This is a genomic window from Mesorhizobium sp. B2-1-8, from assembly GCF_006442545.2.
Lineage (GTDB): Bacteria > Pseudomonadota > Alphaproteobacteria > Rhizobiales > Rhizobiaceae > Mesorhizobium.
This window is the reverse complement of sequence record NZ_CP083952.1, coordinates 298,841-318,477: the sequence shown is the minus strand read 5'-3', so window position 1 is coordinate 318,477 and position 19,637 is coordinate 298,841. Positions and strand designations below refer to the sequence as shown.

Here is a 19,637-nt window from a genome sequence, read left to right as displayed (position 1 = left end):
CCCACTTCATTGTTCACGGACGACTGCTTAGGAAGACCGCTTCTTCTTCATCGCGCTGCCTGCCGCCGAGCGCAGCGGCCGCACTGGCGATGAAGGCGCCGATGACCAGCGACAGGGCACCAAGAAGCGCAAAGGTGGCGCTTGCCTTCCTCGCCGTGTCGGCCGCCTGCTTCGCCTTGACTTTCGCGTCCTGCGCCTTTGCCAGTACAGTGTCGACACGCGTCTTGGCATCGGCCTCGGAAAGGCCGGTGCGCGCGGCGACCAATTGCGCAAGATAGGTCTTGTCTTCCGCGGAGACCTCGCCGGCGACGGCACTGGCGATGAGGATGCGCGAGGCCTGCCCGGCCGCAGCGGCTTCGTCGGCCGGATTGGCAGTCGCAAGCTTGGCCGGATCGGCCGGGCGGAACAGCGAATCCACCAAATAGGACGTCGCGTTATCGGTCGATGCCCCGCTGGCATTGGCCGAGGCCCTGGCCGACGCACCCATGGCGGCTCCCGAGGCCACGGTGGACGCGGCCTGCACGCCTGAACCAATAGCGGCGGAAAGCGCAGAGCCAAGTACGCCTACAACGAGAAGCGTGGCCAATGCCCAGGCGAGGAAGCCGTGGGCGGTGTCACGGAAATAGACCTCGTCGGTGTGGACGCCGACCCATTTGGTGCGCAGCCGGCCCGCGAGGTAGCCGCCGAAACCGGACGACAGCCATTGCACGACGATAAGCCAGATGGCGGTCGACACCGCGAAGGTGGTGATCGACGCGCCCGAGCCCGACCATGGCGAAACCATGGTGAGCCCAAGGCCCGAGCCGAGCAGCATCAGGATGAAGGTCAAGATCGAGGCCGCGAAGGCGCCGGCAATGATCGGTCCCCAGCTGACGGCGGTGGAAGACGATTCCGTCGAAGCCGATACGTCGACAGCCGATAAGGTGGCGGACTGCATAGCGGCCCCCTATCGCATGAAAAGCATGAGAAGAATGATGATCGGAATCGGAACTCCGAGCAACCAGAGTAGAATGCCGCGTCCCATGAAGGCCTCCTGCAAGAAATTGTGATCGACACTGTCACAATGTCTTTGAAGGCCTTCTGTTCCGGCGGACGCTCCTTATTGGCGCGCGCCCGAGCCACGCCAATGTTCAAAAAAGCTGGACGAAACCTCAAATATCCAGATTGGCGACCGATAGCGCGTTGTCCTGGATGAATTCGCGCCGAGGTTCCACCTCGTCCCCCATCAGGCGCGAGAACAAGCTGTCGGCATCAGTCGCGTCATTGACCTTGACCTGCAGCAGCGAACGCACGTTCGGGTCGAGCGTGGTCTCCCAGAGCTGCTCGGCATTCATCTCGCCGAGACCCTTGTAGCGTTGCATGGTCAGTCCCTTGCGCCCGGTCGCAAAGACCGCGTTGAGCAGCGCCAGAGGTCCCGAGACGGTTTCGGACACATCCTTGCGGCGCAGCACCGGCGGCGTCCCGTAGACCTCGCTGAGGCGCTGTGCGTACCGGTCGAGCTGGCGTGCGTCGGCGGAATTGATCAGCGCCATGTCGAGATGGGCGTATTCCTTGACGCTGCGCACGGTGCGTTCGAAGACATAGCCGCCGATACCCTCGTTCGAGGTCGACATCCGGCCGGTCCAGCCGCGCTCGGTGTCCTCGGCGATGATGTCGAGGCGTTGCGCGATCCGCTCGGCCATCGCGTTGGCGCGGCCAAGATCGGCGAAGACATCGGGATTGAGGCCGCCGGCGATCGCCGCCTGCTCGACGACGTCGCGGTTGTAGCGCGTGTGCAAGCCGTTGATGAGCTGGCGCACGGCAAGCGCATCGGCAACGGCGCCGTGCAGATCCTGTCCGGTCCGCACCTCCCCTGAGCCAAGCGTAAGCGACGCTTCCTCCAACCCTGAATCGATCAGGAATTCCTCGAAGGCGCTCTCATTCTTGATGTATTGCGAGCTCTTGCCGCGTGTCACCTTATAGAGCGGCGGCTGGGCGATGTAGAGATGGCCGCGCTCGATCAGCTCCGGCATCTGCCGGAAGAAGAAGGTGAGCAGCAAGGTCCTGATATGGGCACCGTCGACGTCGGCGTCGGTCATCAGGATGATCTTGTGGTAACGCAGCTTGTCGGCGTTGAATTCGTCCTTGCCGATCGAGGTGCCGAGCGCGGTGATCAGTGTGCCGATCATGTCGGAACTGAGCATGCGGTCGAAGCGGGCCCGCTCGACATTGAGGATCTTGCCGCGCAGCGGAAGGATCGCCTGGTTCTGGCGCGAACGGCCGCCCTTGGCGGAGCCACCGGCCGAGTCGCCCTCGACGATGAAGATTTCGGACTTCGCCGGGTCGCGTTCCTGGCAGTCGGCCAGCTTGCCGGGCAGCGAGGTGACGCCGAGCGAGGTCTTGCGGGTGATGTCGCGTGCCTTGCGCGCGGCCTCGCGCGCCGCAGCGGCCTGGATCACCTTGTCGACGACCACCTTGCCCTCGGTCGGATGCTCTTCGAGCCACGTGCCGAGCGCTTCGTTGACCAGCCCTTCGACCACGGGACGGACTTCCGACGAGACCAGCTTGTCCTTGGTCTGCGACGAGAATTTCGGGTCGGGAACCTTGACCGACAGCACCGCTGTCAGGCCCTCGCGGCAATCGTCGCCGATCAGCGAGACCTTTTCCTTCTTGGTCAGGCCCGAGGATTCGCCGTAGCCGGTGATCTGGCGGGTCAGCGCGCCGCGAAAACCAGCCAGATGGGTGCCGCCATCGCGCTGCGGGATGTTGTTGGTGAAGGCCAGCACATTCTCGTGGTAGCTGTCGTTCCACCACATCGCCACTTCGACGGTGATGCCGTCGCGTTCGGCCCTAATGGCGATCGGCTTGTCGATCAGCGGTTTCTTGACGCGGTCGAGATATTTGACGAACTCTTCCAGGCCCCCGTCATAATGCAGTTCATGCCTCACGACGTCGGCATGACGGGCATCTGTCAGCACGATGCGCACGCCGGAGTTCAAGAAGGCGAGTTCGCGCAGCCGGTGCTCCAGCGTGCCGAAGTCGAACTCCACCATGGTAAAGGTTTCGGCGGATGGAAAGAAGGTGATCTCGCTGCCGCTGCGACCCTCATTGGTGCCCGGGCGCTTGTCCTGCTCGTAGCTGCCGGTCGCCTTCAGCGGCGCGTCGGCATCGCCGTGGGTAAAGCTCATTTCGAAGATCTGGCCGTTGCGGCGGATCTTGAGCTTCAACCAGGCCGACAGCGCGTTGACCACCGAGACGCCGACGCCATGCAGACCGCCAGACACCTTGTAGGAGTTCTGGTCGAACTTTCCGCCTGCGTGCAGCTGCGTCATGATCACTTCGGCCGCCGATATGCCCTCGCTGGGGTGAATGTCGGTCGGAATGCCACGGCCATTGTCGATAACCGTCACCGAGCCATCGGGATTGAGCGTCACCGAAACCAGGTCGGCATGGCCCGCCAGCGCCTCATCGATGGCGTTGTCGACCACCTCGTAGACCATGTGATGCAGGCCCGAGCCGTCATCGGTGTCGCCGATATACATGCCCGGCCGCTTGCGGACAGCATCCAACCCCTTCAAAACCTTGATGGAATCGGCGCCGTATTCGGCTTCAGCGCCGTTGGCATTCTCGGTCTGGTCGCTCATGAAAACCTGTTGTCTAGATGCCGCTATTATAGCGCGAAAAATCGGCCCCGAATCGCGCTTCTGATATCGATTAGATATAGGCGCTAAAGGCGGTTTTTCCAAGGTTTGCAGGCATTTCCCGGGAGATTGAGCCGGCTGTCCACATAGGGCTCTCGCCGCGCTCTATTCGCCTTGGGCTACGCGGTCCCTGAGAGACTTGATCACCAACTTTAGCCGCAGCGACAGCCCGTCCGCTCCGGTCAAGTTCCAGCGTCATGTCGAGCGCCTGGGAAAGCACCGCCGGCGCGAGCAAGCCGGGTTGAGAGCGGCTCTTTCAGGCTGCGCGCATTGGCTTCAACGCCTCGCTCCAGCGCAACAGTTCGTCCAGCATGGTCTTGGTCCCGCCCCGCACCTGCTCGCTGGCATCGAAGGCGCCATTCTCATCGACCAGTTTCTGGTACAATGGCAGCGCGACGCCTTCCGGGATCGGCATGATCCCGACCGAGGTCAGCAGCGGCTTCAGCGCCTGCGCCGCGCGCAGGCCGCCGGAGACACCGCCATAGCTGAAGATGGCGGCGGGCTTGTATTTCCATTCGCGGGCGAGATAGTCGATCGCGTTGACGATTGCCGGTGCCGCGAAATAATTGTATTCCGGCGCCACGAAGACAAAGGCGTCTGCGGCGTCGACCGCCTTCGACCAGGCCTTGGTGTGGTCGTTCTGATAGTTGCCGAACCTTGGATGGTGCGGCTCGTCCAGCACCGGCAGGCTGAACGCGGCGATGTCGGTCAGCACCGGCTCGAATTTTCCATGCTCGCGCACGAACGTCTCCAGCCACTCGGCAAAAACCGGGCCGGCGCGGCCGGGCCGTGTGCTGCCGATGATGATGTTCAACTGCTGCTTCAAGACAGGCTCCTTTGACGGGCGGTATCCGTTGGTGACTGTCACTACGGCAGAGCGTTCCAGCGGACAAGGTCGGAGCCCTGACGGAACGGTCACGATCGGATGAACGGACTGCATGCCCCGGCGTTCCTTCCGCCATGGTCCGCCCTGCCGTTCGGCCACATGGACGCCCGCTGTGCCAGCCACTACATTGATGGGAATAGCGGAGCACTTCATGGATACTCAGCCCGCCCCCTTTGTTCCTCCCGCTCCGAAGCCGCGCACATCGCCGCCTTCGACGCTGGAGATGATCCGCATCGTGTATCGCAATCCGCTCGAACTCTGGGGCGAGCCCACCTACAACGAACCCTGGATTTCGGCCAAGGGGGCCGGCGGACCGCTGGTCATCGCCAATGATCCCGGCCTAATTCGCCATGTGCTGGTCGACAACGCCAAGAACTACAAGATGGCGACGGTGCGCCAGAAGATCCTGCGGCCGATCCTGCGTGATGGCCTGCTGACCGCCGAGGGCGAGGTGTGGAAGCGGTCGCGCAAGGCGATGGCGCCGGTGTTCACGCCGCGCCACATTTTCGGCTTCGCACAGCCAATGCTGAAGCGGACGCTGGAGTTCGTGACCCGTTACGAGGCGGGCGGCACGTCCGATATCGCCCATGACATGACGCTGCTCACCTACGACATCCTGGCCGAGACGCTGTTTTCCGGCGAGATCGCAGGCGAGCCGGGCGGTTTCGAAAACGAGATCGACCGCCTGTTCGAGACCATGGGCCGCGTCGATCCGCTCGACCTGTTGCGCGCGCCCGACTGGCTGCCGCGGCTGACCCGCATCCGCGGCCGCAAGACGATGGCCTATTTCCGCAAGATCGTGACCGACACGGTCAAGATGCGCGAAGAGAAGTTCAGGCGCCACCCCGACGCCGTGCCCCAGGATTTCCTGACGCTGCTGCTCGAGGCCGAAGGCCCCGACGGACTGACGCGCCCGGAAGTCGAGGACAACATCATCACCTTCATCGGCGCCGGCCACGAGACCACGGCGCGCGCGCTCGGCTGGACGCTTTATTGCCTGGCCGAATCGCCCTGGGAGCGCGACCGCGTCGAACAGGAGATCGACCAGGTGCTGGCGCGCGAGCCCGATCCGACGAAGTGGCTCGACGCCATGCCGCTGACACGCGCCGCCTTCGACGAGGCGCTTCGGCTCTACCCGCCGGCGCCGTCGATCAACCGCGAGCCGATCGTGCCGGAAATGTGGAAGGATCTCTATATCCCCAAACACGCGGCCGTGCTGGTGATGCCGTGGGTCGTCCACCGCCACAGGAAGCTGTGGGATCGGCCCGACGCCTTCCTGCCCGAACGCTTCCACCCGGGAAACCGTGAAAAGATCGACCGTTTCCAGTATCTGCCCTTCGGCGCGGGCCCGCGTGTGTGCATCGGCGCCAGCTTCGCCATGCAGGAGGCGATCATCGCGCTCGCCATCCTTTTGTCACGCTTCCGCTTCGACACGACCGCTGAAACAAAACCCTGGCCGGTGCAGAAATTGACCACGCAGCCGCAAGGCGGTCTGCCGATGCGCATCACGCCTCGCTAGGCATGCCGATATTCACCTGATGCCGGCCTGCGAACGACTCCTGTGCTTCCCCGTTCTACTGCGTCGCAGTAGAACTGTGCTCACGTACTTTAAGTACGCTCCGCTCCGGTTCTCGGAAGCCACCGTTCTCGACTCGGCCTGACCTGAATCTCAGCACGCCTTGCGGCTGTTGCGCCCGCTCACACCGCGGGCTTGCGCTGCTGGAACTGGCCGGCGGCGCGGAAGCGCCAGAGGTAGCTGGGCAGGATCGTCGCGATCGATTGCGGCTGAATGCCGAGCCCCGCCAGTGTCCGGTTGGCCTTGGCGGCTTCGTCCGAAACGATGTTGTGCTCACGCAGCAGCATCACCTGGTCCTTGGTCAGCATCGGGTTGGGCAGCAGGCCGAGGATCGAGGCCTGGATGTTGGCCACCCACCACGGCACCGGCACCAGCAGGCGCTTGCGCTCGACCACGGTGAGCATTTCCTGCATGCACTCCTTGAAGCTGAGCACGTTGGGGCCGCCAAGCTCGTAGACCTGGCCGCCATCGACCTTATCGTCGACCGAACGCGCAACAGCTTCAGCAACGTCGCCGACATAGACCGGCTGGAACTTGGTCTGGCCGCCGCCGATCAGCGGCAGCACCGGCGAATAACGCGCCATGTTGGCGAAGCGGTTGAAGAACGCGTCCTCCGGCCCGAAATTGATCGATGGCCGGAAAATGACGGCGTCCGCGATCGTCTCCAGAACGGCCTTCTCGCCCAGCGCTTTGGTGCGCGCATAATCCGATTTGGAGTCCAGATCGGCGCCGAGCGCCGAAATATGGGTGAGGCCGGCACCGACCGCGCGCGCGGCCTCGGCGATGGCGCGAGCACCGAATTCGTGCACGGCGGAGAATTTCTGCCTGCCGCTCTCATGCAGCACGGCGACGAGATTGACGACGTGGTCGGCGCCCTGCACGGCGCGGTCGACCGACCAGCGTACGCGCACATTGGCCTGCACCGGCTGGATCTGACCGACATTGCCGAGCGGCTGCAAATGGCCGGCAAGATCGGGCCGCCGGCAGGCGACCCGGATGCGATAGCCGCGCTTGGCCAGCGCCCGCACGACATGACGGCCGACAAAGCCTGACCCGCCAAAGACGACGACGAGCTTTGGGGTCTGCAGGATTTCGGTCATGGCGGGCTCCGGCGCGCGTTCCAGATGGCTTGGCTGAGCCGTTTCATAGTCCGTTTTGCGCCAAAGGCAAAGGGTGACGCGTCGTCGCGTCATCCTTGTTTTTTGAGCAATTCCAGGAAAAGTGTGAAGCGGTTTTTCGCGAAAAGCGCATGGCGCTTTCATCATGGTTTGGCGTCATGAACGACAAACGCAGAAAACCCCGCCGAAGCGGGGTTTTCCGGGTGAAGTTCATGTCGAAACCAGGGTCCGACGAGGCGGCCTGACCTGAGACGGTATCAGCGTGGCGTGAAGCAAGTACGCCCGCCCCAGCCCTGAACGCATCCGACAGAAGACACCGACCGGGCAACCCGACCCGGACAGCCATGTGTCGTAGGGACGCGCGGAAAGGTTCACCGACGCGCGGAAGACTTGGTCGAGCTCTTCAGGCCGAATAGCGCTCGGCGAATTCGGAGATGCGCTGGATCACCGCCTTGGGCGCGGTGATGCCGCGCGCCTGCGCCTTCTCGACCGCTTCGGCCCGGGCGCGGCCGGGCACATGCACGCCATAGCGCCGGCGCAGCCGGTCGAGCTGGTCTTTCATACGCTGCTCGAAATCCGGATCGAGCAGCTTGGGCTCGACCGCGAGCACGAACAGGCCGGTTCCCGGACTGTCGGGACCGCCGCTGAACCACGGCGCGTCGAGCGACCAGTTGGCGCCCGACAGGCCGGCCGCCAGCACTTCGACCATCAGCGCGATGTTGGCGCCGCGCTGGCCGCCAAAGGCAAGCATGGCGCCCTTCATGGCGGCGGCCGGGTCGGTTGTCGAATTGCCGCTCGCGTCCAGCGCCCAGCCTTCGGGGATTTTCTTGCCGTCTTCCGCGGCCTTGCGGATGTTGACGAAGGCGGTCGCGCTCGACGACTGGTCGATGACCAGCGGCGGGCCATCGGCGGCGGGCGCGGCGAACGACATCGGATTGGTGCAATAGACCGGCTTGACTGAGCCCGAACCGGCCAGGACGGCCGGACCGTTGGTGGCGGCGAAGGACACCAGCCCCTGCGCGGCCAGCCGGCCGCTGAAGTAGCCGAGCGCCCCGCACGTATAGGCGTTCCTCTGCGAGAAGATGGCGACGCCGAACAGTTTTGCCGCCTTGGCAAGATCGTCGATGGTGCGGTCGAAGCCGGTATGCGCCAGCCCGCCGCGTGCATCCGAGAGATAGATGGCCAGCGCCGGCCGCGTGATCACCGGGTCGGCATTGCCGTCGATGCGCCCGGCCTCGAGCGCTTCGAGGTAATCGATGAAATGCGACAGCCCGACGGTGGCAAGTCCCTCCGCCTCGGCCGCGATGATCGAGGCGGTGAGCGATTGCGCCGCTTCCTCATTGGCGCCTGCGCCAAGTGCCGCCATCCGGCACAGTCCTGTTGCCTGGTCGAGAGTGAGTTGCATTGTGCATGCCTTCAGTGTGTGGTCGTTAGTGAGCAGTGAGTAGCGAGTAGTGAAAGGGCTGGCCAGCCGGTCACCACTCGTTACTCACTGCTCACTGAACTTACCCGATCTTGACCGGGATCCGCGCCTCGATCCGGCTGAAGGCGAAGACCAGAATGCCGGTGATCGCCATATAGATCAACGCCAGGAGCAGCAAGGGCTCGTAGGTGAGGTAGGTGTCCTGCCGCACCTTGGACGAGACGGCGAAGATGTCGATGACGCTGATGGTCGCCACCAGCGGCGTCGATTTCAGCTGCAGTACGGTCTCGCCGGTCAGCGTCGGCAGCGCCCGGTAGAAGGCCTGCGGCAGCCAGATGCGGCGGAAGATCTTCCAGCGGCTCATGCCGAAGGCGCGGGCGGCTTCCAACTGCCCCTTGGGCACGCCGGCAAAGGCGCCGCGCATCACTTCGCCTTCATAACCGGCGAAGGACAAGGTCAGCGCCAGCACGCCGTATGGCCAGGCCTGCCTGAGATAAGGCCACATCCACGATTCGCGAATCCACGGATATTGCGGGAACAGCGAACCCAGCCCGTAATAGAGCAGCCATAGCTGCAGCAGCAGCGGCGTGCCGCGGATGATGGTGCAGAAGACTTTCGCCGGCGCCGCGACCCAGATCGAGCCGGCCGCCTGCGCCAGCCCGACCGGCACGGCGATCGTGAAGCCGAGCGCGCAGGTGACGGCCAGGATCCACAGGGCACGCCAGATGCCCATCAGGCCCATTTCCCAATATTGCGGCAGCCAGTCCCAGCGCATGAAGTAGGCGGCCGACGCCACAAGCCCCAGCGCGATGAGGATCAGCACGATGCGATGCGGCTTCAGCCAGAGCGAAGCGCGCGCCGCCGTGTCGATGACGGCTATTTCGCTGGTCATCAGCGTGCCTCCTTGATGGAAGGCATGCCGCGCCGCGCCCATTTCTCGGCTCGGCCAAGCAGGAAGTTCGAAACCAGCGTCACGCAGAGATAGAGTACGCCGGCGGCGAGGAAGAAAACCAGATAGGCCTTGGTGACGCCTGCCGCCTGTCGTGTCGCCAGCGTCAGTTCGAAGAAGCCGACGACGGCCAGCAGCGCGGTGTCCTTGGTGGCAATCAGCCACAGATTGGCGAGACCCGGAATGGCGAAAGGCAGCATCGCCGGCAGAGTGATACGCCGCAACAGAAGGCCGGGAGACATGCCGAAGGCGCGGGCGGCTTCGATCTGGCCCTGCGGAATGGCGAGGATCGCGCCGCGGATGACTTCCGTCGAATAGGCGCCCTGGACGAAGCCGAGCACGGCAATGCCTGCCACCAGGCCGCTTATGTCGACACGCTGGTAACCCATCGCGGCCAGCACCTGGTTTATCAGGTCGGTGCCGGCATAGTAGAGCAGCAGGATCAGCACCAGTTCCGGCACGGCGCGCACCACCGTGGTGTAGACCGCGAAGAGGTCGCGCACCACGGGCCCGCCGTAAAGCTTGCCATAGGCACCCCAGGTTCCAATCAGCAAACCGACTATGGTGGCGCCGACGGCGATCTCGAGCGAATGCAAGAGCCCGAGCAAAAGCGTCCCGCCCCAGCCGACGGGCGCCGGCGAGAGAAGTTCGACGATGCCGGCCGCGGAGGCCGGGAGAAAGGATTCGATCAGCGTCGCCCCCGGATTGCGGGCTCGATCCGCCGGCACAAGCGGCCGGCGGCAAGCGTGCGTGGACAGGCTGGCTGGAGGACGGGGGCGTCAGCGCCCCGTCCTCCAGCCCATGCGAGGGTCGTCAGTTCGACTGCGGGGCGCCGCCGTAAATGTCGAAATCGAAGTATTTCTTCGAGATTTCGTCATATTTGCCGTTGGCGCGGATCGCCTTGATGCCGGCGTTGATCTTCTCTTTCAGATCGGTGTCTTCCTTGCGCACGCCAGCACCGACGCCCGGTCCGAGCACTTCGTCGTCAGGGGCCACCATGCCCTTGAGATCGCAGCAGGCCTTGCCCTGGTCGGTCTTGAGGAACTCCTTGAGCGCGATGGAATCGGCCTGCACCGCGTCGAGGCGGCCGGCGGCAAGGTCGTTGTTGGCTTCGTCCTGCGTCTGGTATTCCTTGATTTCGGAGGCTGTGCTGCCAAAATGCTTCTTGGCGTAGACGGCATGCACGGTCGACACCTGGACGCCGACAACCTTGCCCTTGAGGTCCTCCGGCGTGGCGCCGAACTTCTGGTCCTTCGGGCCGATGATCGCGGTCGGCGTGTTGTAGTACTTGTCGGAGAAGTCGATGGTCTTCTTGCGTTCGTTGGTGATCGACATCGACGAGACGATGAGGTCGATCTTCTTGGTCGTCAGCGCCGGGATGATGCCGTCCCAGGCGACAGGGGTGATGACGCAGTCGAGCTTTTCCTCGGCGCACACGGCGTCGATGAAGTCGATCTCCCAGCCGACCCATTTGCCCGAAGCATCTGGCGAGGTGAACGGCGCGTAGGGTTCGGCGGCGACACCGATCTTGACCGGATCGGCCTTGGCCACGCCCATGGCGGCGACGCCGAGCAGCAGCGCCGCGGCGAATGTCTTCAGAAAAGTCTTCATTTTCAGAACTCCCAGTTTGTTGTTGGTTCCCGTTTTTCTTCCGTCCCGGCCGTTCCCTAGCCGATGTTGCGGATGAACTGCTTGAGCCTTTCGGATTTGGGCGCGCCGAAGATCTCCTCCGGCGGGCCTTCCTCCTCGACCAGCCCGTTGTAGAGGTAGACGACGTGGGTCGCGACCTCGCGGGCGAATTTCATTTCGTGGGTGACCAGCACCATGGTGCGGCCTTCGCGTGCCAGATCGCCGATCACCTTCAGCACTTCGCCGACCAGTTCGGGATCGAGGGCCGAGGTCGGTTCGTCGAACAGCATGACGCGTGGATTGATGGCCAAGGCGCGAGCGATCGCGGCGCGCTGCTGCTGGCCACCGGAGAGATAGGCCGGATAGACATCGCGTTTCTCGGCAAGCCCGACGCGCGCCAGCAGCTTTTCGGCCTGGGCGATCGCCTGGTCGCGCTTGACGCCCAGCACGTGCACGGGAACCTCGATGACGTTTTCGATCAGCGTCATGTGGCTCCACAGGTTGAAGTTCTGGAACACCATGCCGAGCTTGGAGCGGATGCGTTCGATCTGCCTGCGGTCGGCCGGAATGGTGTGGCCGTGGCTGTCCGCCTTGAGCTTGATCTCCTCGCCATTGACCCGGATGATGCCGCTGGTCGGGTTTTCCAGGCAGTTGATGCAGCGCAGCAGCGTCGATTTGCCCGAGCCCGAACCGCCGATGATGGCGATGACCTCGCCGTCACGCGCCGACAGCGACACGCCCTTCAACACATGCAGTTGACCGAATTTCTTGTGCAGGTTCTCGACATGGATGGCTTCTGCGGCGCCGTCCTGCGCCTCGCCGGATGGGACCTTGGCAGCTGCCACAGCGCTCACCAAATGACCTCCATCGGGCCGTCGGCAGGTCGTCGAACGTCTATCCGGCTAATCAACATACGCTGTACCGCCCCGCTCCAGACTTCAAGCATGGACCCAACAGAGCGAGCCCGTCAATCCCGCTCATTACGGCACTTGCGGGCTTGTTCTGCAAGTGTATAAATAGCCTCTCATGAAATTTTCTGGATTTTTTTCAGCTTAAAAGGGCATCGATGAGCGCTTTCGGATCACAGTCCATGGCGGCGCCGCTGCGGCGCGTGCTGATGCGGTCGGCGGCCAACGCCATGCGTGACGCCGACCGGGCCGCCTGGCACTATGGCTCGGGATTCAACCCGGCGAAAGCAGCCTCGCAGCACGCGGTCCTTGCTGAATTGGTTGCCGCTTCCGGCGCCGAGATCGAATGGATCGAGGACAAGGCCGACGGACTTTCGGATTCGGTGTTCACGCACGACCCCTCGCTGATGACCGACCGCGGCGCGCTGATCCTGTCCATGGGTAAGCCGTTGCGCGCCAGCGAGCCTTCGCTGCATGAGGAAACCTACAGAAGACTGGGCATTCCGATCCTTGGCCGCGTCGAGGCTCCTGGCCAGGTCGAAGGTGGTGACTGTGTATGGGTGGATGCCCGCACGCTGGCGATCGGGCGCGGTGTCCGCTCCAACCAGGACGGCATCCAGCAGGTTTCCAATCTGCTGACGCCGCTGGGCATCTCCGTCTACGGCTTTGATCTGCCGCTGTGGCAGGGCGAAGAGGCGTGCCTGCATCTGATGTCGGTGATCAGCCCGCTGGCCGACGACCTGGCGCTGGTCTATTCGCCGCTTTTACCGGCCCCGTTCTATCAGACGCTGAAGGCGCGCGGCATCCGGCTGGTCGAAGGCGACGCCGAAGAATTCGCCGCGTCCAACGGCCTCAGCCTGAACGTGTTGCCGACCAGCCCGCTCAAGGTCATTGCCGTCGCGGGCTTTCCCAGGACCAAGGCGGCGATGGAAGCCGCCGGCTGCACGGTTGAAATCTTCGAGGCGGATGCGCTCTGCATCGCCTGCGAAGGCGGGCCGACATGCCTGACGCGACCGATCCTGCGCCAATGAATGCGCGCCGTAAGTTCCGTCGCGAGGGCGAGGAGCGGCGGCGGCAGGATCTGGTCGAAGCGACTCTCGACAGCGTGGCGGAACATGGCCTGCAAGGCGCTAGCCTGCGCACCATCGCATTGCGTGCCGGCGTCACCGCCGGTCTGATCCGGCACTATTTCCCGGGCAAGGAAGAATTGCTGCAGGAAGCCTATACGGCGCTGGTCGGCCGCATGACCGAGCAGGCGAAAGCGGCGTTGGTCATGGATGATGCCTCGCCGCGCCAACGCCTCGCGGCTTTCGTCACCGCCAATCTCAACGCGCCGATCATCGACGCGCGGGTGTTTTCGCTCTGGGCAACCTTCATCGGCCGCGCCGGTGCGGATCCTGCCCTGGCCCGTGCCCACCGCGAAGGCTACCTTGGCTTTCGCAACGAGGTGGAAGCGGTTGTGGCCGAAGTGCTCGCCGCCGAACAGCACAAGCCGGACGCAAACGAGCTGCGCCACCATGCCATCGCGATCAATGCCATCATCGACGGGCTCTGGATCGAAGGCTGCCTGGCCGGCGAGATGTTCTCGCCCGGCGAACTGGCGGCAATTGGCATCAAGGCTGTCGAGGCCGAGCTCGGCCTCGCGCCGCTGGAGCAATTCCAGGAAAAATGAGTAGCGGTTTTCCCGGGAATAGCGCGTTGCGCTTTCCCTTGGGAATTGCGTAAGCAACAAAGAGACAGAGGGGAGAAAACCAATGACCACCATCGGCGAAGCGTTGATTTCGCTACTCGAGGCCCATGGCGTCGACACCGTCTTCGGCATCCCCGGCGTCCACACGGTCGAGCTCTATCGCGGCCTGGCGAGGTCGAAGATCCGCCATGTCACGCCGCGCCACGAACAGGGCGCCGGCTTCATGGCCGACGGCTATGCTCGCGCCAGCGGCAGGCCGGGCGTCGCCTTCGTCATCACCGGGCCGGGGCTGACCAACACCATCACCGCCATGGGCCAGGCGCGCGCCGATTCGGTGCCGATGCTGGTGATTTCCGGCGTCAATGCCACCGATACGCTCGGCAAGGGGCTCGGCTTCCTGCATGAATTGCCCGATCAGCGCGGCATGATGGAGAAGGTGGCGCTGTCGTCGGAGCGCATCACCGAGGCTGCAGAACTGCCGGGCGCGCTCGCCCGAGCCTTCGCGTTGTTTTCGTCCGCGCGTCCAGGACCGGTGCACATCGAAATTCCGACCGACGTCATGGTGAAGCCCGCCGACGGTCTTGCGGCTGCGCTGAGCAATGCCGCCCCGCCCGCTCCGGAAGCCAGGGCAATTGCCGAGGCGGCAAAGCTGATCAAGGTAGCACGCCGTCCGTTGATCCTTGCCGGCGGCGGCGCGAGGAAGGCGGAAGCCCCGCTGCGGCGCCTCGCCGAAAGCTTGGGCGCTCCGGTCGTCGAGACGACCAACGCACGCGGTTTGCTGCACCGCCATCCGCTCTGCGTACCGGCAAGTCCGAGCCTGAAGGCGGTCCGCGCGCTGATGGCCGAGGCCGATCTGGTGATCGCCGCCGGCACCGAATTCGGCGCGACCGACTATGACGGCTACGGCGACGGCGGCTTCGTGCTGCCGTCGAACCTGATCCGTATCGACATCGGCGCCGACCAGCTTGCACGGCGCCCGGTGACGGTCGCCATCCAGGCCGATTGCGCCGAGGCGATCGAGGCCCTGCTCGCGGCGATCGATCCCGCCCACAGCGCCGGAGAAGACGGCCATGGCCGCGCCGCGGCGGGGCGAAAGGCCGCCTTCGCCGAGTTGAGCCCGGCCTATGCGGCGCAGGTGCATGCCGTGGAAATGATCCGCGATGCCTTGCCCGGGGCCATCATCGTCGGCGACTCGACCCAGCCGATTTACGCCGCCAACCTCTACTACGACCACGACCGGCCTGGCGGCTGGTTCAATGCCGCGACCGGCTTCGGCGCGCTGGGCTATGGCCCTCCGGCGGCGATCGGCGCGGCACTCGCCATGCCCGGCGCACCGGTTGTCTGCCTGACCGGCGACGGCGGCTTCCAGTTCACCTTGCCGGAGATGGCCGTTGCGCTGGATTCCGAAGCGCCTGTCATATTCGTCGTCTGGAACAACAGGGGCTATCGCGAAATCGAGACCTCGATGCTCGATGTCGGCGTGGAACCTGTCGGCGTGTCGCCGGCGCCGCCTGATTTCTGCAAGCTGGCCGAAGCCTATGGCATCGGCGCCGAAAGACTGGCCGATGTCGACGCCCTGCCACAGGCGCTGAAACACGCCCGGGCAACGGGACTGCCGCGGGTGATCGAAATCACGGTCGTTTGAATCGTCCGAGCCAGCCTCGGTCCCTCGTCCGGAAGCGGACCATTCGCCGGCTTGGTTTTTGCAAGACATGAGCCGCTTCCGGGCGGCTTCGCTATTCGACGGCGTCCTGACGCATGCAAAGACGTGACGGCTGCCATGTCGAGATATCGGTTGAGTGATCGACTGAAAGGCGCGACGCTTCGCGTCGGCGCGGCAAATCAACGACAAAAGTCATAAAAATGACAGGAGCGGTCCAGGATGACGGAAACACTTGAAGGCAGGCATATCGTTGTGACCGGTGGAACCGGCGCGCTCGGTGGGGCGGTGGTCGGCAGACTGCTGGAGCAGGGCGCGATCTGCCATGTGCCGAACGCGCACGCCGCCGCACCTTCACACTTTCCCTTCACCACGCACGATAATGTCAAACTGGCGCACAATGTCGACCTGTCGGACTCCGCCAAGGTCGAAGCCTTCTATTCTCTGGTTCCTGCCTTGTGGGGATCGATCCATCTGGCGGGCGGCTTTGCCATGGCGCCGGTGGAAAAGATCGAATCGGCGTCCTTTGCCGAGATGATGGATACCAACGCCCGCACCGCCTTCCTGTGCAGCCGCGCGGCTATCCGCTCGATGCTGGCGTCGGGCTCTGCCGGCCGCATCGTCAATGTCACCGCGCGCGCCGGGCTCGACCCCAGGCGCGGCGCCGGGATGGTCGCCTACACCGCCAGCAAGGCGGCGGTGGCCGCCATGACAGTGGCAATGGCGGAAGAGCTCAAGGCCAACGGCATCCTAGTCAATGCCGTGGCCCCCTCGACGCTCGACACGCCGGCCAACCGCGCCGATATGCCGGATGCCGATTTCACCAAGTGGGTCAGCCTCGAAGCGGCGGCCGAGGCCATCGCCTATCTCGCCTCGCCCACCAACCGGGCAATGAGCGGAACGCTGGTGCCGCTCTACGGCAGGGCCTGAGCTTCAAGAGCATTCACCAAAGAAAAACCCCGCCGGAGCGATCCGGCGGGGTTTGTTTTTGAGCTATATGAGGGGCTTAGCTGCCCTGCTTCTTCAGCGCGGCACCCAGGATATCGCCCAGCGAAGCGCCGGAGTCGGTCGAGCCGTACTGGGCCACCGCTTCCTTCTCTTCGGCGATTTCCAGCGCCTTGATCGAGACCTGCAGCTTGCGGGTCTTCTTGTCGAAGGCGATGACGCGGGCGTCGACCTTCTGGCCGACGGTGAAGCGCTCGGGGCGCTGCTCGTCGCGATCGCGGCTGAGGTCGGAGCGCTTGATGAAGGTCTCGATGCCGCTGTCGACCAGCCGCACTTCCAGACCGCCATCCTTGACGCCGATGACTTCGCAGGTGACGACCGCGTTCTTGCGCAGTTCGCCTGACGTCGCGGCTTCACCGACCGTATCCTTGGCCAGCTGCTTGATGCCGAGCGAGATGCGCTCCTTGTCGATGTCGACGTCGAGCACCTGCGCCTTGACCATGTCGCCGCGATTGTACTCTTCGATGACCTGCTCGCCCGGACGGGTCCAGTCGAGGTCGGAGAGGTGGACCATGCCGTCCACGTCGCCTTCGAGGCCGATGAACAGGCCGAACTCGGTCTTGTTCTTGACCTCGCCCTCGACCTGGCTGCCGACCGGATGGCTCATGGCGAAAGCCTGCCACGGATTTTCCAGCGTCTGCTTGAGGCCGAGCGAGATGCGGCGCTTGGCCGGATCGACCTCGAGTACCACCACGTCGACTTCCTGCGTCGTCGACAGGATCTTGCCGGGATGCACGTTCTTCTTCGTCCACGACATTTCCGAAACGTGGATGAGACCCTCGATGCCCGGCTCCAGCTCGACGAACGCGCCGTAGTCGGTGATGTTGGTGACGGTGCCCTTGATCTTCTTGCCAATCGGGAACTTGGTGCCGATCTCGGACCACGGATCGCTCTCGAGCTGCTTCATGCCGAGCGAGATGCGGTGGGTTTCCTGGTTGATGCGGATGATCTGCACCTTGACCGTCTGACCGATGTTGAGGATTTCGGTCGGATGGTTGACGCGGCGCCATGCCATGTCGGTGACATGCAGCAGACCGTCGATGCCGCCGAGGTCGACGAACGCACCGTAGTCGGTGATGTTCTTGACGACGCCTTCGACAACCTGGCCTTCTTCGAGGTTCTGCACGATTTCCGAACGCTGTTCGGCGCGGCTCTCCTCGAGCACGGTACGGCGCGACACCACGATGTTGCCGCGGCGGCGATCCATCTTGAGGATCTCGAAGGGCTGCGGGTTGTGCATCAGCGGGGATACGTCGCGGATCGGGCGGATATCGACCTGGCTGCGCGGCAGGAAGGCCACGGCGCCGTCGAGGTCGACGGTGAAGCCGCCCTTGACCTGGTTGAAGATGACGCCTTCGACGCGCTCACCCTTGGTGAACTTCTCTTCGAGACGGACCCAGCTCTCTTCGCGGCGGGCCTTCTCACGCGAAAGCATCGCTTCGCCAAGCGCGTTCTCGATGCGCTCGACATAGACTTCGACGGTGTCACCGACCTTGAGGGTGGTGTCCTTGCCCTTGACGCCGAATTCCTTCAGCGGCACGCGGCCTTCGACCTTGAGGCCGACGTCGATGATGGCCATGTCCTTTTCGATCGCGGTGATCGTGCCCTTGACGACCTGACCTTCGCCGGAGTGGCCGGTGGTGAATGATTCTTCGAGAAGGCTCGCGAAATCATCGCGAGTGGGATTTGCAGCTGACATTGTTTCTCCTGGAGTGCCCCGCGTTTCGAGCGGGACGGGCGCCGTGGGTTAGCGTTGCGTTGGCCTGCCGGCGTTCCGGGCTAAAAAGCCCTGGGCCGCCTTTAAGCGGCAATTCCGGCGCATGAAGAATGCTGGCAGGCTGGTTCGTGCCCGATATGGGTATTTTCGTCGCCTCCGGCAATCGGAAGCAGCATGAAAACCCGGATCAGGCCTTGTTTCTCTTGGCCAGCACGTCGTCGATGACAGACATGGCCGCGAGAAACGCGGCTTCTATAGCCATTTCGCTGGTATCAAGCAAGTGCGCGTCGGCGGCCGGCTTCAACGGCGAATCCGCCCGGCCCATGTCGCGCTCGTCGCGGCGTTGGATGTCGGCAAGGATTTCGGCGAAATCGGCGGTGCCGCCGATGCTTTCGATTTCGGCCAGCCGGCGTTGTGCCCGCACTTCGGGGCTGGCCGTCACATAGAGTTTGATGTCGGCGTCGGGGCACACGACGGTGCCGATGTCGCGGCCGTCAAGCACCGCGCCCGGCGGCGTCCTGGCGAAGTCGCGCTGCTTTTCGACCAGGATGCGCCGCACGGTCGGGAAAACCGCGACCTTCGAAGCCGCTTCGCCGACCGCATGCGCCGACAGCACGGTACGGTCGAGCTTTGCCAGGTCGACCTGGCGCGCCGCCGTCTCGGCCGCCGAGACGTTGTCGAGCGGCAGACCGAGCCGAAGCAGCGCATCGGCGACAGCTCGATAGGTGAGGCCGGTGTCCAGCAGGTTCAGCCGGTAATGGTCAGCGAGCCGCCGTGCCAGCGTGCCTTTGCCGGCACCGGCAGGGCCGTCGATGGCGATGGTAAAGGGCAATTCGCTACCTCGAAGACTTAATGCTTGTAAGTGCTAGGGTCGAAACTGGAAACCCGCATCCTTCAGCTTCAGAGCCTCATTTCCAGCGTAAAAGCCACTGTGCAGATGATTTAGATTTTTCCGGACTAGGCGTAGCAGTGCGTCGCCAATCTTGGTGAACATCGCATGCTTCTCTACCAATTGCCCAAGATCGTCGACGTAGCGCGCCTGAAAATAAAATCGACCCTGAAAAATTGAACTGCCTTCGATCCGGCACGGATTGTATTGTATCACAGATGAGCGGCTGAGATCGGGATCGTAGGTGCCGTTGTATGGGTTGTGCTCCCAAACTATTTCCTCGCTTAGTGCCTTGGGAACGATATGAAAGCGCTCGACCTTATGCTCCAGATGCACCCGTTCGAATTTTTCTTTCAGCAAGATTGCCGGCGCCTTTAACTGGGTGTTGATCACCGCAAACGAGCCCTTTGAAAGAACGATGGACTGAAGTTCAATTTGATCTTTGTCTGACAACCAGAAATTGACCTGTCTGCCCATCATTGCCGCGATTCCGACATTGCGCTTTCA

General features: G+C 63.6%; 17 protein-coding genes. 5 read left to right on the top strand and 12 right to left on the bottom strand.

Annotated elements, in window-relative coordinates:
* Positions 1-13 precede the first annotated feature (13 nt).
* The 3 genes from FJ970_RS01455 to FJ970_RS01445 all read right to left on the bottom strand — a co-directional run bounded on the left by FJ970_RS01455 (position 14) and on the right by FJ970_RS01445 (position 4,506).
* The gene (locus tag FJ970_RS01455) at positions 14-937 is read right to left on the bottom strand and encodes a hypothetical protein (RefSeq protein WP_140762809.1); all 924 of its coding nucleotides are present in this window, start codon (positions 935-937) and stop codon (positions 14-16) included.
* 214 nt (positions 938-1,151) lie between these two features.
* Positions 1,152-3,623: a DNA topoisomerase (ATP-hydrolyzing) subunit B gene (gyrB, locus tag FJ970_RS01450; protein ID WP_140762806.1), complete on the bottom strand. Its 2,472-nt coding sequence runs from the start codon at positions 3,621-3,623 to the stop codon at positions 1,152-1,154.
* 313 nt (positions 3,624-3,936) lie between these two features.
* Positions 3,937-4,506, bottom strand: a complete 570-nt coding sequence (locus tag FJ970_RS01445; RefSeq protein WP_140762803.1) for an NADPH-dependent FMN reductase — start codon at positions 4,504-4,506, stop codon at positions 3,937-3,939.
* A 211-nt stretch (positions 4,507-4,717) separates the two neighbouring features.
* Between FJ970_RS01445 and FJ970_RS01440 the strand changes: the two genes are divergently transcribed.
* Positions 4,718-6,085 (top strand): cytochrome P450, encoded by a 1,368-nt coding sequence (locus FJ970_RS01440; RefSeq protein WP_140762800.1) that lies wholly within the window; start codon positions 4,718-4,720, stop codon positions 6,083-6,085.
* A 179-nt stretch (positions 6,086-6,264) separates the two neighbouring features.
* Here the strand turns inward: FJ970_RS01440 and FJ970_RS01435 are convergent, their stop codons facing one another.
* From FJ970_RS01435 to FJ970_RS01410, 6 genes are all read right to left on the bottom strand, one after another.
* On the bottom strand, positions 6,265-7,242 hold the full coding sequence (locus FJ970_RS01435; RefSeq protein WP_140762797.1) for a complex I NDUFA9 subunit family protein: 978 nt from the start codon (positions 7,240-7,242) through the stop codon (positions 6,265-6,267).
* Between the two features lie 421 nt (positions 7,243-7,663).
* Complete coding sequence (locus FJ970_RS01430; protein WP_140762794.1) at positions 7,664-8,665, bottom strand: Ldh family oxidoreductase; 1,002 nt, start codon at positions 8,663-8,665, stop codon at positions 7,664-7,666.
* A 100-nt stretch (positions 8,666-8,765) separates the two neighbouring features.
* Positions 8,766-9,575: an ABC transporter permease gene (locus tag FJ970_RS01425; RefSeq protein ID WP_140762791.1), complete on the bottom strand. Its 810-nt coding sequence runs from the start codon at positions 9,573-9,575 to the stop codon at positions 8,766-8,768.
* On the bottom strand, positions 9,575-10,240 hold the full coding sequence (locus FJ970_RS01420) for an ABC transporter permease (protein WP_140506889.1): 666 nt from the start codon (positions 10,238-10,240) through the stop codon (positions 9,575-9,577). Before FJ970_RS01420 ends, FJ970_RS01425 begins: the two co-directional genes overlap by 1 nt.
* Positions 10,241-10,445: 205 nt before the next feature.
* Positions 10,446-11,243, bottom strand: coding sequence for a transporter substrate-binding domain-containing protein (locus tag FJ970_RS01415; protein WP_140762788.1), 798 nt, complete (start codon positions 11,241-11,243; stop codon positions 10,446-10,448).
* Between the two features lie 56 nt (positions 11,244-11,299).
* Complete coding sequence (locus FJ970_RS01410; RefSeq protein WP_140762785.1) at positions 11,300-12,115, bottom strand: ABC transporter ATP-binding protein; 816 nt, start codon at positions 12,113-12,115, stop codon at positions 11,300-11,302.
* A gap of 212 nt (positions 12,116-12,327) precedes the next feature.
* Between FJ970_RS01410 and FJ970_RS01405 the strand changes: the two genes are divergently transcribed.
* The 4 genes from FJ970_RS01405 to FJ970_RS01390 all read left to right on the top strand — a co-directional run bounded on the left by FJ970_RS01405 (position 12,328) and on the right by FJ970_RS01390 (position 16,449).
* Positions 12,328-13,200 (top strand): dimethylarginine dimethylaminohydrolase family protein, encoded by an 873-nt coding sequence (locus tag FJ970_RS01405; protein ID WP_140762782.1) that lies wholly within the window; start codon positions 12,328-12,330, stop codon positions 13,198-13,200.
* Entirely contained in the window at positions 13,170-13,841 is a 672-nt protein-coding gene (locus FJ970_RS01400; protein ID WP_140762779.1) for a TetR family transcriptional regulator C-terminal domain-containing protein, read from the top strand. The genes FJ970_RS01405 and FJ970_RS01400 overlap by 31 nt, the downstream gene beginning before the upstream one ends.
* An 82-nt stretch (positions 13,842-13,923) precedes the next feature.
* Entirely contained in the window at positions 13,924-15,504 is a 1,581-nt protein-coding gene (locus FJ970_RS01395; protein ID WP_140762776.1) for a 5-guanidino-2-oxopentanoate decarboxylase, read from the top strand.
* A 237-nt stretch (positions 15,505-15,741) separates the two neighbouring features.
* Positions 15,742-16,449, top strand: coding sequence for an SDR family NAD(P)-dependent oxidoreductase (locus FJ970_RS01390; RefSeq protein WP_140762773.1), 708 nt, complete (start codon positions 15,742-15,744; stop codon positions 16,447-16,449).
* Positions 16,450-16,525: 76 nt separating this feature from the next.
* On the opposite strand, the gene rpsA is transcribed toward FJ970_RS01390, so the two are convergent.
* From rpsA to FJ970_RS01375, 3 genes are all read right to left on the bottom strand, one after another.
* Positions 16,526-18,223, bottom strand: coding sequence for a 30S ribosomal protein S1 (rpsA, locus tag FJ970_RS01385; RefSeq protein WP_140762771.1), 1,698 nt, complete (start codon positions 18,221-18,223; stop codon positions 16,526-16,528).
* Positions 18,224-18,428: 205 nt separating this feature from the next.
* Positions 18,429-19,073, bottom strand: coding sequence for a (d)CMP kinase (gene cmk, locus FJ970_RS01380; RefSeq protein WP_140762768.1), 645 nt, complete (start codon positions 19,071-19,073; stop codon positions 18,429-18,431).
* Positions 19,074-19,106: 33 nt separating this feature from the next.
* Positions 19,107-19,610: a hypothetical protein gene (locus FJ970_RS01375; protein WP_140762765.1), complete on the bottom strand. Its 504-nt coding sequence runs from the start codon at positions 19,608-19,610 to the stop codon at positions 19,107-19,109.
* Positions 19,611-19,637: the final 27 nt, after the last annotated feature.

Coding starts and splice junctions, on each gene's coding strand:
- FJ970_RS01455 (WP_140762809.1), bottom strand. CDS start 937: ATGCAGTCCGCCACCTTATCGGCTGTCGACGTATCGGCTTCGACGGAA.
- gyrB (WP_140762806.1), bottom strand. CDS start 3,623: ATGAGCGACCAGACCGAGAATGCCAACGGCGCTGAAGCCGAATACGGC.
- FJ970_RS01440 (WP_140762800.1), top strand. CDS start 4,718: ATGGATACTCAGCCCGCCCCCTTTGTTCCTCCCGCTCCGAAGCCGCGC.
- FJ970_RS01435 (WP_140762797.1), bottom strand. CDS start 7,242: ATGACCGAAATCCTGCAGACCCCAAAGCTCGTCGTCGTCTTTGGCGGG.
- FJ970_RS01430 (WP_140762794.1), bottom strand. CDS start 8,665: ATGCAACTCACTCTCGACCAGGCAACAGGACTGTGCCGGATGGCGGCA.
- FJ970_RS01425 (WP_140762791.1), bottom strand. CDS start 9,575: ATGACCAGCGAAATAGCCGTCATCGACACGGCGGCGCGCGCTTCGCTC.
- FJ970_RS01415 (WP_140762788.1), bottom strand. CDS start 11,243: ATGAAGACTTTTCTGAAGACATTCGCCGCGGCGCTGCTGCTCGGCGTC.
- FJ970_RS01405 (WP_140762782.1), top strand. CDS start 12,328: ATGAGCGCTTTCGGATCACAGTCCATGGCGGCGCCGCTGCGGCGCGTG.
- FJ970_RS01400 (WP_140762779.1), top strand. CDS start 13,170: ATGCCTGACGCGACCGATCCTGCGCCAATGAATGCGCGCCGTAAGTTC.
- FJ970_RS01395 (WP_140762776.1), top strand. CDS start 13,924: ATGACCACCATCGGCGAAGCGTTGATTTCGCTACTCGAGGCCCATGGC.
- FJ970_RS01390 (WP_140762773.1), top strand. CDS start 15,742: ATGACGGAAACACTTGAAGGCAGGCATATCGTTGTGACCGGTGGAACC.
- rpsA (WP_140762771.1), bottom strand. CDS start 18,223: ATGTCAGCTGCAAATCCCACTCGCGATGATTTCGCGAGCCTTCTCGAA.
- FJ970_RS01375 (WP_140762765.1), bottom strand. CDS start 19,610: ATGATGGGCAGACAGGTCAATTTCTGGTTGTCAGACAAAGATCAAATT.